The sequence below is a fragment of the Microcoleus sp. T2B6 genome (assembly GCF_036700475.1).
Classification (GTDB): domain Bacteria; phylum Cyanobacteriota; class Cyanobacteriia; order Cyanobacteriales; family Microcoleaceae; genus Microcoleus.
The window spans coordinates 27,695-42,132 of record NZ_JAUBOZ010000067.1 but is presented as its reverse complement, the minus strand read 5'-3'; the positions used below and the strand labels follow the sequence as shown (position 1 = coordinate 42,132).

Genomic DNA, 14,438 nt, shown 5'->3' with positions numbered 1-14,438 from the left:
GTTAGACCGCAGGCTTCTTTTTCCTTTTTTTCAAAGGCTTTTTTGAGTGACGGAGTTCCCCCGCCACTTTCGTAACTTAGACCAATTCTCTTTATAAGCTTAGCTGAGTTTTTATCTCGATCCAAAAATTCTCCGCATTGACAAGAATGCCACCGCTCCGATAATTCTTTCGGTACTTTGTTGAGGCAATTCCAGCAATGTTGAGAAGTTCCTCTTGGATCGACAAACAAAATGCTTTTACCCAATTTCCAGGCGACATATTTTAGGACGCTGGCGAATTGCCCATGAGCCGCATCAAGCATGGATTTATTCAAGCCACTTTTAGCTGACTGACCGTTCGGCAAATAAACCAAATTACCATTTTCAACATCAGTCTTGGGCCGGGCACGTCTAGTTAAATTTTTGACACTCAAATCTTCAACAACTAAAACATCACATTTACCGAATAGCTCATGTGCAGTTTTAAACTGAAAATCTAATCTAGCTCTAGCTACGAACTGATGGAGTTGGGAAATCTTGTCCTTGATGATTTTCCAAGGCTTGGAACCTTTAACTCTATTAGCTAACTTCGCTTGAAGCCTTGCTAATTTCTGGGTCGACTTCCTCAAGAATCTAGGATTCTCAACTCTTTCACCATTAGAAAGATCAGCGTAATTAGTGATCCCCAGATCGATACCAATAGTATTTTCGACCGTCGGCTGAATTTCTGCAACCGTTACGGGAACTGTTTTATCTTCTAGCGTCAAGGAAATATACCACCCATCCGCTTCTCTGATAACTGTACCCGTCTTAACCTTGAATCCTGTTGGTATTGGACGATGGAAAACCATAGGCACGCTTACCTATTTTTGCGAGGCTAATACAAATTCTATCTGGCTCGTCCTTAACAATATCAAGATTGTCTAGTTGAGGATAAGTGAAAGATTTGTAGTAATGAAGCCCTTTGAATCTGGGCTTACCTCTACGATTGCCATTTTTGTCGGGCGTGGTAAAGTTTGAGAAAGAAGTTTCCACTCTGTTGACGACATCTTGCAAAACCTGAGAATCTAACACTTTGTAATCAGGAAATAGCTTTTTTGTGTTTTTTAGGTCAGCCAATTGTATGGTTTGCCACTGTACATATCCGCCTTCAATGTTCGAGAAAACGTCACCTTTCCTGGTCAAAGGATTGCCTGACTCATCCTTTTTTCTGCCGTCCCTAGTTTGCACCCTAGTTAAGGGGATATCTTGATAAATTTCCTCAATCGGGACTATAGAAACAATTAAAGGACAGGCGTTGATAGGTGTTCTCGTGGACTCCCACCACCTAAATCTTTCGCCCAGACGGTAGTTGTACTGCCTACGACAGAGTTCTAGATGAGTAGCAATTGTTGCTAGTTGGGGCTTGGTTGGCTTGAGGCGGTACTTATATGTGAGTTGCATAAAAAACTTCTTTTTTCGACCTACTTTAATATACCATTTTCCTACTACAATATTTAGAACGTATTTTAAAAGTTAAGGTTTTCGCAAAATCTAGTTGTCGGCTTCCGTCCGCGACATCCGACGCTTCTTTCCATCACGCGGGCGTAATTTATTCGGGGTACTTCGCGCAGCGCTCAGATGCGTCCCCTCTAAATATACCGAGGGACTTCCCGGCTGTTAGTTAATCAAAAATCGAGAAATCGATCGACCTGACGGGGCGATCGCCAAATCCTGATGTAGACTAGGCGTAAAAACCAAGCTTATCTGGATGTTTATATGAAAAAAGTCCTTTACTGGTTGATGGGCGACAAGGCAGGCAGAACCATAGTAGGTGCGTGGAACTGGATGTGGGGACTGCCCGTGGAATCCGGCGGCCAGGTGTCGGTGGCGGTAGCCGAAGAGTCACTGCGATCGATGCAAGAATCAGTGCAAAAGCTAGCAGTAGCAGTCTCCACCCAAGTTGCAGCCTACCAGCGCGCCAAAACTAAATATGAAGAAAAAGTTAGGGAAATGCAAACCGTAGAGCGCCAAGCCATCACAGCCCAGCGCAACGGCAACGAAGAAGCAGCCCGCTTGGCAATGGCGAAGGTAATTCAGACAGAACAAATCCTGCCGCAATTAGAATCCCAAGTAAAACAAGCCGAACAATACGTCAACGCTTCCAAAGACAAGCTAAATCGAGAACGGATGAAGCTGGAAGCCTACAAAACCGATATGCAAAATATGAAAGATATGGCCGAGATTAACGAAGCCCTCGGAGCCATATCCAAAGTCAACAACGACCTCAGTATAGATTCAGCTCGATCGCAATTTGAGCAAGCCAAAAACGCCGTCCACGGCCGCCACCTCCAACAGCAAGCTTTAGCAGAACTCTCTGAGAATCCCCAAGAAAGACTTCAGGCAGAATTAGACAATATGACCTTAGACGATGAAGTTAATCGCAGGCTACAAATGTTAGACGACTCCAACAACAAAGAACTTCCCAGCTAAGGACAATTTTATGGCTAAGAGCGGGCCTCCCCCCATAGTTTTTATCCTGTTATTTCTCTTGCTAGCCGGTGGCGGTTGGTTCTTTTTTCTCAACAAACCAGCATCGCAAGATGTTAGTAACAATCCCCCCACTCCCACACCTGCAGGCGATGGCGTCCCACTTCCCGTCGCACCCGTAGTTGGCGGCGCTTCGCCTGTTGCAGCTAGTTCCTTTGCGCTTCCAGCTTCTGTTCCTGCGGGTACGGCGGTGAGAATCGACGGTTCCACCAGCATGGTGACAATCAATCAGAACCTCAAGAACGGCTTTCAAGGCAAATTTTCCGGCACGAGAGTCGATACCAAAGCGAACGGTTCTGAAAAAGGAATTCAGGATTTGGCGGCGGGAACAGCCGATATTGCAGCGGTATCGCGACCTTTGACGGCTCAAGAACAAGGTCAGGGTTTGGCTGCTGTGCCCGTTGCCCTAGATACGATCGCCCCTGTAGTCGGCATTAACAACCCCTTCAAAGCAGGTTTAACCTCCGCTCAAGTTCAAGATATCTTCAAGGGAAATGTTCAAGACTGGTCGAAAGTCGGCGGCCCGGCAGGCCAGATTAAAGTAATTAACAGACCGGCAGTTAGTGGCACTCACCAAACGTTTAAAGAACAAGTGCTCGGAGGTGGCAAGTTTGGTACGACGGCAAATATTACCACGCTCGATCGAGATGCTACAACTCCCCTGCTGCAAGCTTTAGGCAACAACGGCATTGGCTATGCGACTTTCGCTCAAGTAGCCAATCAGAGAACGGTGCGCGTTGTTCCCGTTAACGGTGCGACGCCGGATGCGGGTAACTATCCTTACAAACGCCAGTTGTACTACGCCTACAAAAATCCTCCTAGCCAAGCAGTTAAGGATTTCTTGGGCTACGCGACTTCTTCGGAAGGACAGAAAGCTATGCTGGCTGGAAATTGAGCCTTTGCAAAGTTTTGAAATTCAGGAATTCACCAGAATAAATTCTGGCGCTACACAAGCAAATAGTCCGCCAGAATAAATTCTGGCGCTACACAAGCAAAGTCCGCCTGCGCGGACTATATTCTTCAGTCCGCGCAGGCGGACTTCGTTTGACAAGAAGCGGTTTCAACCGCCGAATAATCTCAAACGGACTCGATCTGATAGGCTAATATTCGATGTAATTTAAAATTTAAGGTTTTTCTGTGAGCAAAAGTCGCGAACCAGTCGAAAGTTTACTTCTCTACTATTTATTCAAATGGTCAATTGTCAGCCCGATGCTGCACCTGTACTTTCGGGGCCGCATCTACGGTGCAGAAAATGTTCCGACAGAAGGGCCACTGGTGGTAGTCAGCAATCACGCCAGCGATTTTGACCCGCCGATTTTGTCGAATTGCATGAGGCGGCCCGTCGCATTTATGGCAAAGGAAGAGTTATTTAAAGTTCCTATTTTGAAGCAGGCAATTACGCTTTACGGTGCTTATCCTGTGAAACGCGAAAGTGCCGACCGCAGTGCAATTCGATCGGCTATCAACTCTTTGGAAAATGGCTGGGCGACGGGTGTATTTTTGCAGGGAACTCGCACGCCAGACGGCAGAATTACTGAACCTAAATTAGGTGCTGCGCTGATAGCTGCTAAGGCAAAAGCGCCGCTGTTGCCTGTTAGTTTGTGGGGAACTCACGCGATTTCGTCGAAAGGTTCGGGAATGCCGCGTCCGGTGCCGCTGACGGTGCGAATTGGCAAGCTAATTGAAGCGCCCGGTTCCTCGGATCGCGAGGAGTTGCAAGCGCTGACTCAAAGATGTGCGATCGAGATTAATGCCATGCACGATTTGGGTCGCTGATTTTATAACTTTTGTTGCTGTTTTTCAGGTTATATCTACAGATAGATGAATGCTGAAGATAAACATCGAAAAATATCAATATACGTGATTGAAAAACAAGCGCAATAATTAGGCTTGAATTTGAGTTTAATTTGACAGGGGATAAGAAGAAAGATATGGTAACAAGCAATCAAACCCGCGCGTTGGGATTGTTTTCTAACCGCGAAGATGCCGAGCAAGCTCTGGCAGAATTGAAATCTTCCGGGTTTCCAATGGATAAAGTTTCGGTTGTTGCTAGGGATGCAGGTGAGTCTGTAGGCGATACTCAAACTAGCACTCAGGTGGGCGAGAAAAATCTAGACACAGGATCAGCAGTGGTTGGAGAAACTCTGACAAATAGTGCTTTAGCCAGCTTCCTAGTTGGTCTCGGAAGTTTAGCTATTCCCGGAATCGGGCCGATGATTGCAGCGGGGACTTTCGGCGCCTCACTGGTGGCTACCGTAGCAAGCACTGGCGTCGCGGCTGCGAATTTCGGTGGAGTGGTGAAAGCCTTGACTGACTTGGGAATTCCCGAAGAAACAGCGAGAATTTACACGGATCGCCTGCGGGCCGGCGATTATTTGGTGGTAGTAGATGGCGCTGAGGATGATATTAGTCGGGCTCAAGGGATTTTCAGTGGTCGGGGCATTCAAAATTGGGGCGTTTTTTAAACAAGAATTGTGCACCAAGTCTATCCCTAGGGCGATGCACACCTCACCATTGGTGAGAACAATCAGCTCAAATTTAGTACCAGACTTTTGTGTGAAAATTAGCGCATCGATCCCCCCTAACTTAAACAGGGGGGAACCGGAAACGGTCTTTCGTCTGCCTGGAAGGGCATTGAGATTCGGCTAAAACCCCGATCGAGACCGGGTTTTAGTCTTAAGTTGACATTCATTCATTGCCCACGCGATCCCTACAGGTAAATTATTGATTTTTATCGCTCATCTTTTGATGCTGAGGCGGTGACATAAGCGACAGCTAAAGGCGAAATTTTTTCTGTAACTGCTGCGATAACTTGGCGATCGAAGTCAGTCCAAACTCTGGGGCGATCGAACATACAAGGCTGCAAAACCCCCCACAATAAGCCGTCAGCACAAAGGTGAGCGTGAATCAAAGCTCGATGTCCGAACTCTTTTGCCTCAAAATCTTTGTTAACAACTTCAGGATTTGCTGTTTCAACATCCTCAACAAAAATCGAAGGTTCAGTTCGCAAAGCGGCTGCAAACAAAGGGTCTTCTTCCCCTAAAGATTCTGGTTCTTTTTTCCATTCTGCGTCCCAAACCTCTGGAATGTTGGAGTTGCGACGCCAGCAGTAAGGTACTCTGCCCATTTGCGTTTTAGGATTGCGGAGGTAGAGAAAAACCCGATCGCAATTTAACACCTCGCCTAAAGCCGGCACCAAAGCCGAAAAAACAGCATCCGGCGTTTTGCTGTCACTCAAAATTTTATCCAGAACTTGCGGCAGAATTTGCTCAGTCATTAACTTTAGCTTTTGAAGTTCATCTATTAATTTTAAACTACTCCTTCTCTTCTTTTACGAATTTGTCATCAGCGTCTTCGCGGTTTGTTAAATCGCTAGAGGAGAGAAGTTTTAAAAGCAGAGGGAATGGGAAAAAATTTAAAACTTGCTCAATGCTTTCCTTTGTTTATTCCATTCTGGCTTGGCTGAAGTTAGCACCTGTATAACCGGTTGTCAGCCAAAGAATAGCCCTAGCGCCGTCGCGAACAGCTTTTTCCACCGGTTCGGGGGTTCGCCCAGACGGAACTGCCACAGGCTTAAAACTAATGCCTCGACTGCCGAGCACGATTTCGCCGATAATCTGAGCTCGCCGCATATGATCGTCTGAAGTGATCAGATACACGCTCTCAATCCCTCTAGCTTTCAATTCATCTACCAGCGTAGTAAAATTTGTTACCGTATCCACTGCTCTGTAGTCTAAGTGCACGCGATCGGACTCAATTCCGGCTTCTGAAAACACCCATTCCGCGAACTCAGGATTGCTGCCAGACGACACCCAAATCGGCAATTCAGGGTGATCCAGAGCAAATTTGGCGGCAAACACCTCTCGCTCAATAGCCCCACCTAGAACTAACACAGCTTGGGGTCTCTGAAATTCGCTCTTAAGCTGCTGGTAGCCAAACCAAAACGCCATCAAAAGCCCTACTAGGAACCAAAAACTGCGTGAAGTATTCAAAGGCTGGTAACGCCGCGTGTTTGAATTGATTCTTAACCACATCTAAACCTATAAAAATTTTATGTAACTCACAAAGGAACCATAGCAAAAAATACCGCACGTATAGCCCACTAACAGGAATTAAAAATTAAAAATTAAAAAAGGGTCGGGGGATCATAGATTTTAGATTTTAGATTTTAGATTTTAGATTGACTCTACGCTTGTGGTGGGCTGAAACAGGTGATTTTAGATTTGAGATTTCAGATTTTAGATTTCCGATGGATTCTATAGAGGTTCTGCGTAAGTCCTCGTGTTCAACCAAGTATTCGTCTGTGGGCGAATTCGTTAGCGGATATGCAAAAAAGAGGGGCAAAACTTAGGCTTACCCCTCCTGCTGTTAATTTTTCTTGGTTTTTAACGGGACTGGCCGGGTTCGAACCGGCGGCCTAGCGCTTCAGATTTGTGTGAGTTTCCCCACTCTCTGGACTATACCTTCACCATATGCTTGCAGCTTTTAGGTGGTGACCGTCTAGTCTCTAAACCTTCCTGATTTCAATATAGGCGATTGTTTAATCGCCCTGAACTCAGGCTTGGCTTGGTATTGCCTTAGAGTCATAGGAACCCACGAACTCTTTAGGTTTCACCAAATTTGACCACATTCACTCCTAGAGTTTCCTCGCAGGGTGCCCGATTCTTCAGGAGGCGCTTGCTCTATCCATCTGAGCCACAGCCCCAGTTGCTAAACCGTTTTGATTATAGCAGTTAATGTCGATTTTGATTTTTTTTTGATGATTACCGATCGCCAGTTGCGAGTTTCGCAGCGATGCGGGCAAAGTTTTCTGCTGCGGTGAGTTTACCAGCACCGTAACAGGCGCGCTGTCTCCATGCGGTGACGGGGAGATGTCCCAGGGGAGCATCTTCGTTGAAGGAGAGCTCGCTGTAATATTTCCAATTTTCCTTGACTCGCCAGCCGACGCGATCGCAAAATTCAGTATAATTTGCCTCGGTACTTTCCCAAATCTGCTGCTGCACGCTCAACCCGAACCGCCCGCTGCTGTATTGTTGCCAAAGTTTGTCGATCGTGCGAAGGTCTGTAGGAGGAAAACTGTCAATATCGGCTGCACTCAGCCAGCCTTCGTCTTCCCTGACAGCGATTTGCAGCAAGATTTCCCAAGTGTGTTCATCAGCTTTGCGCCATTTTCCAGTTTCTAATAGCTTTGTCAGTTGGCGGTAGTCCATCCCCACTTCGGAAATAGCCGGAGTTGTGGCAGGTATACCGCCGATTTTGTCTTCTAGTCGCAGTAGAGTGCTGACAATCAATTCGGGGTTTAGTTGTTCGAGGCGGTACAGAACCCATTCTAACTGAGATTGCAGGTACGTGCGGGCGATCGCACCTTGCTGCAATTCCCCATGCAACTCATCAAATTTAGCTGACCAATTTTGTTGAGTGCGGGTCAATTCCCACATTTGTTTGGCCCACTGCAATCTAACTTGTTCTTTTTTTAAATAAGTTTTGGAAGGCTTAGCACGTTGCGGGTAGGGAGTCACATCCCAGCCGCAAATCGAGCAAAACTCTGCTTTTTCTTCTCTGTATTCAGCACCGCACACTGGACAGTTAGACATATTGCCATAAATTCGGTTGCCAAGTAATTATAGGACATATGGTAAATTAACCCTAATTCGATTAGGTACGCACGGAACACCCTAGAATTACAGTTTATCTGTACTAATGTGCGCCTTTCGCACCCCAAAGTTAGGGTAAATTATACTGTTCTAACAAGGCAAGCGAATAGTAAACAAACTGCCTTTGCCCAACTCTGATTCTACCTCGATCGTGCCGCGGTGAGCTTCGACTATTTGGCGGCACAGGTGTAGCCCCAAACCTGTGCTGGATTTCTTGTGAGTTCCCGAGCTAAACCTTTCAAATAACTTTGCTTGTTCGGTGGGAGAAATGCCGGCGCCGGTGTCTTTGATTTCTATGATTACCCATGCCAGCGGTTGGTTTTTGAAGCTCGTATAAGCAGGTGAATTGGCAGCTTTTAAGCTGACATCTATTGAGCCATTGTCGGTGAATTTAATCGCATTTCCGATGAGATTTGTTAGCAAGCGGTGCAGTTCCAGACGATCGCCCGGATACTTCGCAATCGGTGCACTTTCTGCACTTTCTGTCAAGTCTAAATTTATCGACAAACCTTTAGCATCCGCTAGCGGAGCTAGTTCTTCAGCTACCTCAGTAATAAGCTGGCGCAAGTCCACTGGAGCGAAACTTAGGGATTTGCGGCCTGCTTCGTAGCGGTAGACTTCCAGCAGCATATTTACCATCGCGATCAGGTTTTTGTTGCTGCGAACCATCGTCCCGAAAGCGTCGCGCATGGGAAGCGAAATTTCTCCCAAAGCTCCCTGCTGCATTAAACTTAGCATTCGATCGGCTGCTACGAGGGGCGTCCGCAAGTCGTGAGCGAGTCTGGAGACAAAATCTTCGCGCTGGAGGGCGATCGAATTGCGCTCGTCTACGCTGTGTTTTAGCCGCAGGAGCGATCGTACCCTCGCCAGCAGTTCGTCCATTTCGACTGGTTTGCGGATGAAATCGTCTGCTCCCATGTCCAATCCCTGCACTACGCTGGCACTGTCGTGAGCAGTGATCAGCAAAATCGGCATAAAGGGCAATTCCTTATTGTCTCGGATTCGTTTAGTGACTTCGTAACCATCCATTCCCGGCATCATCACGTCTAGCAGTACCAAATCCGGGGCTGACTTGTCAATTTGACTCAAGGCAGAAAAGCCGTTTTCGGCGGTGCTAATTTCGTAACCTTCTTCTTCTAGGATTGTCTGAACCAACAAAACATTATCTGGTGCGTCGTCTACCACCAGAATCCGATCGGCTTTTGTGGCATTCGGAACAGATAAATAACTCATTTAATTGTTAGCCTGGAAATAAATACTAACTTTAATATGGCATCCGATTTATGTTTTCACATTTTTCCACTTCTTAACTCTGTCATAAGGAATATATCAAAAGTTTATCAAATCTTTTTACTTTTGAGCACTCGGATGTAATATAATCTACTACTTGGTTGTCATAGTATGCACGCCGTCCCAATCATCGGGCGGGGGTACTTCCAAATAGCTTAGGGATCGGTCGAGGTGAACTTCCACAGGTCGATCGTTCGGTCGCATAGCTAAAGCCGCTTCAAAACAATTAATAGCTTTGTGAAAATTTCTAGCAATATAAGCATCCCGACCGTTGCTGTAAAGTTCCAAAAACCGAACGGTTTCCCCATCAATGGGTTCAGAACTATTTTGCAGCAACTCGTAAATACCCACCGGCTGATTTTTTCCCTTAACCCGCACCTTGTCCAACTCTCGCACCCAAATCCCTTCGCGACACAAACTGTATGTAAATTCGCTCAAAATTATATCGCAGCCGTACTCCTTTGTAAGCTGTTCCAAGCGCGAACTCAAATTCACCGCATCCCCGATTACCGTGTAATCCATCCGCTTTTGGGAACCAATATTTCCCGAAACCACCTCTCCCGAACTAATCCCAATTCCGAAGCGAAACGGATCTGCACCGGGGCGAGAATCATTAAACTCTTTCAAACGGCGGCGCATATCTAAAGCCGACTGAACCGCCATCCAACCGTGACTTTCCGGAGGATTCAGCGGCAGGGGCGCGCCGAAAACCGCCATTAAAGCATCGCCGATAAACTTGTCTAAAGTGCCTTCGTAGTGGAAAACGGCCTCCACCATCGTCTCAAAATATTCGTTCAGCAGGGATACCACATCGGACGCTCCCAAATTTTCGGTCAGCGTGGTATAGCCGCGAATGTCGGAAAATAAAATAGTGACTTCTTTGCGTTCGCCCACCATCAGGGCGCCTTCACCCAAGGCCATCACTTTATCTACGACTCCAGGAGTCAGGTAGCGGTACATCGTATTTTTCATCCGCTTTTCGTGGCTGATGTCTTCGAGTACCACTAAACCGCCACGCACGCCGCCCTCTGGATTGAGCAGCGGGTTGACAGTCAAATTCAAACTACGTTCAATTACTTTTATTCGAGCGGCGGGGATGGGCAGCGGACAATAAGGGTGATACAGGGCAGAATTTCGCAGCGCAAATAGAGATTGGGCATTAGCTAATTCTGCCAGCGCTACTTCCTCAGTCCACGCGCGGTTTTCGCCCCAAGCGTAATATAAATTAGGATCAGTGCGATCGGGCACGGCCAAAATATAACTTTCTTCTTCTTCTTCTTCTTCTTCTTCTTCTTTTTGTTGAGAATTGAGCGTTTTTTCTACCAACAGTCCCACAGTTAAACTTTGTTCGGGAACGTAATGTCTGGCAGCATTGTTGAGACTGTCTTCGAGTCGAAATTGCAAATTTTCGATCGGCACAACTTCCCAAACATAGCGATTCACCAGTTTATCTTCCCAAATCTGGGGATTTGGTTTGCTTTTAGCTTGATTTACCGGACAGCCCAACAATTCTAGGGCTGCTTCGTTGATAGTCACCACTCGCCCCTTCAAATCAGTGGAAATCACTGCATCAGAAAGACTTTGCAGCATATCTTTCTGATACTGCTTTTCCACCATCACGTTCTGAAACAGTTGAGAATTTTGCAACGCCATTCCTGCTTGGGAATTAAACGCTCGCAAAAACTCTTCGTCGGAAGGGGTGAAAGTACCTTGGTTCTTATTAATTAGCTGAGTTACCCCGATCAGCTCACCTTTAGCGTTATGCACCGGCATACACAAGACAGTCCGAGTGCGGTATCCCGTTTGCTGGTCTGTAGAGGGATCAAAGCGGGGATCGTCGTAAGCATCTGTAATATTTAGAGGTTGACCAGTCGAAGCCACGTAGCCAGCAATTCCCCTATTCGCAGGAAGGCGGACTTCCATCATCGTTGTGCCGTCAGCCTTAGCTAATTTTGTCCAAAGTTCGTTGGTTTCCCGATTTAACAAAAATAGCGTGCTGCGATCGGCCTGCATCAAGTCGCGAGCTTGATCCATGACAGAGCGCAAAGTGGTTTCCAAGTCAAGACTTTGACCCAAAGTCGTGGTCGCTCTCAAAAGTGCGGCAACCCCTCGCTGGTTGCGGGCCACGACGTAGAAAGACTGACAGCTTTCGAGAATAATCCCGATCGAATCTGCAAAAGCCTGGAACTGCTGTTCGTCTTCCTCGCTAAAGGAGACTTTGCCAGCTTTATTTAACAGTCTGACCACCGCCACGGGTTCCTGTTGGCTCTTGCTGCTAAAAATCGGCATACACAGCATGGTCTCGATCTGGTAGCCCGGTGGTTCGTCTACTTCGGTATTAAAATACTCGTGCGATCGAGCTTCGGCGACATTTATCGATTTTCCGGTTGTTGCTACGTAGCCTAAAATGCCTGCATCCATAGGCAAGCGAACTTCTACATCTTCGCCCGTAAGTGGATCGGCTGTTTTGTGCCACAGTTGATTTTTGTTGGAGTCAACCAAAAAAATAGTTGTCCGGTCTGCTTGCAAAATTTGACCAATTTTGACAGTGAAGGCATCTAAAAGTTGCTCTAAGAGACTTTCGAGTGCTTCATTGTTAATCAGGTCCATCGCCCGGATAAATTGCTGAAATTCAGCCGTGATAAAGTCCAGCAGGCACACTAATTCAGGAACTGGCAGGCTCTTAACACGGGAGGTCAATGCCCCCATAAAATTGACTTGAGTCAGTGTAGCCAGAACGCTACCAGTATTGGAGAATGTCATGATTAACTGCTTGCTCAGAGGGGTAGACTGACCGCAGGTCGATCGGCGCTAGATTCGGCGGCGGTGCAAACTCTTGAATTTGTTTGCCAGCGCATCGGCACTCGCTTGTCGTTTTGATGAATCGTGAGTTCAAAAGTGGCGCACGCAACTTCAGTTTGCTTGTTATGTATGCTCGATCGATCTTTTTTCCAACCTCGATAAGCTGTTGCGGCATTTAAATTGTCTGTCAAAAAACAATCTAACTCTTGTGGGGAGTAGGGGTTGGGCGTCCCGCCCGCCCTGAATATGCAATTAAAAGGCGCGACAGCTTACTGATGAGGGTTCGTCAATTCAAGCTGAACTTGAGTTCGCAAAACAGAAGGCCTGAAAATTAGGTGACAGGCTTTAGTTCGATCGAGAGTGCAGTGTGGATTTGACGCTCTGTGCTCGGCCCCAGCGCGCGGTGTGACAGTTTTAGCGCACTCGGCGACCGTATCCGGTCAGGTAAAGGGCGCTATGAAAGCAGCGCGCAAGGCATTCCTACAGAGCTTACTCATAGTTTAATGGTAAACGCAACAGATACATTTAACCCGGTAAATCCAGGATTGCGCCTCGATATACTGTGTATGGCAGATCAGGCATCGCTTTTAGCGATCCCTAATAGGGAGGTATCTCTCAAAGCTTTCAACAAAATATTGAAAGCGCTATTCAATGCGTTACGCTTTTGGGGGCTGATCCGTTACGCTTACTACGAAACTTTTTCGCTTAGTCCGATGCTTCGGCGCTGGTTTTAAACGGTAGCCTATCCTATTACATACTAAGCTGTTCGACATTCAAACTGCACTATTTGTGGGCCAGACCCCATACTGCAAGGGGTTGAGGCAATAAATTTAAATGACTAACAGCTTACCAATGTCTACCGCTATCTTCTAAGAGTTTACAAGAATTCGTTTACTATACGAAAACAGCAGGATAACGACGGTAATTTATGCAGCAAAAAAGTTCGATCGGTCTTTGAAAACATCCCTATTCAATACCAACTGACGATCGAACAGCCAAGCTAAGCTGGCGGCGATGTTTAAAGGTGCTACAGATCCTGACATTTAGGCCGCTCTGGGCATAGACTCGGCAAACACCACTGATTGATAGTACCGCTGCAGTTGTGCGGCGGCGGCGGCCCAACCCCAGCGTTCGGCTTCTCGGCGAGCGTTGTGGCGCAGGGTTTCCCGTTCTTCGGGATTCGCAAACAGACGCTTAGTGGCGGCGAGTGCTCCTTCTTCGTCGGCGGGGTCAAATAAATATCCGTTAACACCGTCGGTGACGATATCGGGAATTCCGCCGCTGCGCGCCGCCACTACAGGCGTCCCCGCAGCCATTGCTTCTAGGAGCACTAAGCCCAGGGTTTCGGTGCGGGAGGGAAAAATGAAGGCGTCGGCGGATGCGTAAGCTCTGGCGAGTTCTTGCCCCTTGAGGTAGCCGACAAAATTGGTGGGTGTACCGGCAAAATATTGTTCCAGGGTTTGCCGATGCGGGCCGTCTCCCACTAAGGCGAGGCGGGCATCGGGAATCGCTGCGAGGACTGGTTTGATGCGTTCGATTTCTTTTTCTGCACCGAGGCGGCCGACGTACAGCAGCAGGGGGCTGTCTGGGTTATTTGCAGAAAGGCGCGATCGCATTTCTCGACTTGCCAATTCCGGGACAAACATTTCAGTATCTACACCCCGCTGCCACAAATCTACCCGCTCAATGCCGTGGGTTCTCAATTCTTCTACCATTGCTGTAGAAGTACATAAATTCAGTTCTGCTTGGTTGTGAGCACCTTTGAGCAATTCCCACAATAAAGGTTCGAGGACTCCAAAACCGTAGTGGTGCAAATATTTGGGCAAATGCGTGTGATAAGAAGCCAAAATCGGAATGTTGAACTTTTTCCCGTAATATATACCGCCCAATCCCAAAATAGCGGGATTGACAACATGAATAATATCAGGTTTAAACTGCTCTAATTGGCGACCGACAGCCGGAGAAGGAAGTGCCATTTTCAATTCCGGGTACATCGGCAAAGGCAAACCCTCCACACCGTAAACTCGTGCGCCTTTGTATTCTTTAATCCCGTAATCTGGAGAAAATATCAGAACTTGTTCGCCCGCGCGCTGCAAGTGATCTACAGTGTGAATCAGTCTAGTGACAATGCCGTCTATTTTCGGCAGGAAAGTTTCAGTGAAAAGAGCGATTCTCATAATAAAT

The 14,438-nt window shown here is 47.1% G+C and carries 13 protein-coding genes; 4 read left to right on the top strand and 9 right to left on the bottom strand.

Features of this window, described 5'->3' with window-relative positions:
* On the bottom strand, positions 1-830 hold an 830-nt coding region (locus QUA00_RS24690; protein ID WP_333411461.1), incomplete at its 3' end, for a transposase.
* Positions 790-1,422 carry a helix-turn-helix domain-containing protein gene (locus QUA00_RS24685; protein ID WP_333139254.1) on the bottom strand — a complete coding sequence of 211 codons (633 nt, stop codon included), beginning with the start codon at positions 1,420-1,422 and terminating at the stop codon, positions 790-792. The genes QUA00_RS24690 and QUA00_RS24685, both read right to left, overlap by 41 nt.
* A gap of 315 nt (positions 1,423-1,737) precedes the next feature.
* Here QUA00_RS24685 and QUA00_RS24680 point away from each other — a divergent pair, with 315 nt between their 5' ends.
* The 4 genes from QUA00_RS24680 to QUA00_RS24665 all read left to right on the top strand — a co-directional run bounded on the left by QUA00_RS24680 (position 1,738) and on the right by QUA00_RS24665 (position 4,973).
* Positions 1,738-2,451 carry a PspA/IM30 family protein gene (locus QUA00_RS24680; RefSeq protein WP_333139252.1) on the top strand — a complete coding sequence of 238 codons (714 nt, stop codon included), beginning with the start codon at positions 1,738-1,740 and terminating at the stop codon, positions 2,449-2,451.
* 10 nt (positions 2,452-2,461) lie between these two features.
* Positions 2,462-3,403, top strand: coding sequence for a phosphate ABC transporter substrate-binding protein (locus QUA00_RS24675; protein WP_333411459.1), 942 nt, complete (start codon positions 2,462-2,464; stop codon positions 3,401-3,403).
* 242 nt (positions 3,404-3,645) lie between these two features.
* Positions 3,646-4,284: a lysophospholipid acyltransferase family protein gene (locus QUA00_RS24670; RefSeq protein ID WP_333245199.1), complete on the top strand. Its 639-nt coding sequence runs from the start codon at positions 3,646-3,648 to the stop codon at positions 4,282-4,284.
* Positions 4,285-4,439: 155 nt separating this feature from the next.
* Positions 4,440-4,973, top strand: a complete 534-nt coding sequence (locus QUA00_RS24665) for a hypothetical protein (protein WP_333411458.1) — start codon at positions 4,440-4,442, stop codon at positions 4,971-4,973.
* 266 nt (positions 4,974-5,239) lie between these two features.
* On the opposite strand, the gene QUA00_RS24660 is transcribed toward QUA00_RS24665, so the two are convergent.
* The 7 genes from QUA00_RS24660 to QUA00_RS24630 all read right to left on the bottom strand — a co-directional run bounded on the left by QUA00_RS24660 (position 5,240) and on the right by QUA00_RS24630 (position 14,431).
* Complete coding sequence (locus tag QUA00_RS24660; RefSeq protein WP_333411457.1) at positions 5,240-5,785, bottom strand: GAF domain-containing protein; 546 nt, start codon at positions 5,783-5,785, stop codon at positions 5,240-5,242.
* 166 nt (positions 5,786-5,951) lie between these two features.
* Positions 5,952-6,542 carry a YdcF family protein gene (locus QUA00_RS24655; protein ID WP_333411455.1) on the bottom strand — a complete coding sequence of 197 codons (591 nt, stop codon included), beginning with the start codon at positions 6,540-6,542 and terminating at the stop codon, positions 5,952-5,954.
* A 729-nt stretch (positions 6,543-7,271) separates the two neighbouring features.
* Entirely contained in the window at positions 7,272-8,102 is an 831-nt protein-coding gene (locus tag QUA00_RS24650) for a GUN4 domain-containing protein (protein ID WP_333411454.1), read from the bottom strand.
* A 150-nt stretch (positions 8,103-8,252) separates the two neighbouring features.
* On the bottom strand, positions 8,253-9,395 hold the full coding sequence (locus QUA00_RS24645) for a hybrid sensor histidine kinase/response regulator (protein WP_333310526.1): 1,143 nt from the start codon (positions 9,393-9,395) through the stop codon (positions 8,253-8,255).
* A 150-nt stretch (positions 9,396-9,545) separates the two neighbouring features.
* A complete protein-coding gene (locus QUA00_RS24640) occupies positions 9,546-12,215 on the bottom strand; it encodes a GAF domain-containing protein (protein ID WP_333310524.1) in 2,670 nt (889 codons plus the stop codon).
* 14 nt (positions 12,216-12,229) lie between these two features.
* Positions 12,230-12,445, bottom strand: coding sequence for a hypothetical protein (locus QUA00_RS24635; protein WP_333310523.1), 216 nt, complete (start codon positions 12,443-12,445; stop codon positions 12,230-12,232).
* 852 nt (positions 12,446-13,297) lie between these two features.
* Entirely contained in the window at positions 13,298-14,431 is a 1,134-nt protein-coding gene (locus QUA00_RS24630) for a glycosyltransferase (RefSeq protein WP_333310521.1), read from the bottom strand.
* Positions 14,432-14,438 lie beyond the last annotated feature (7 nt).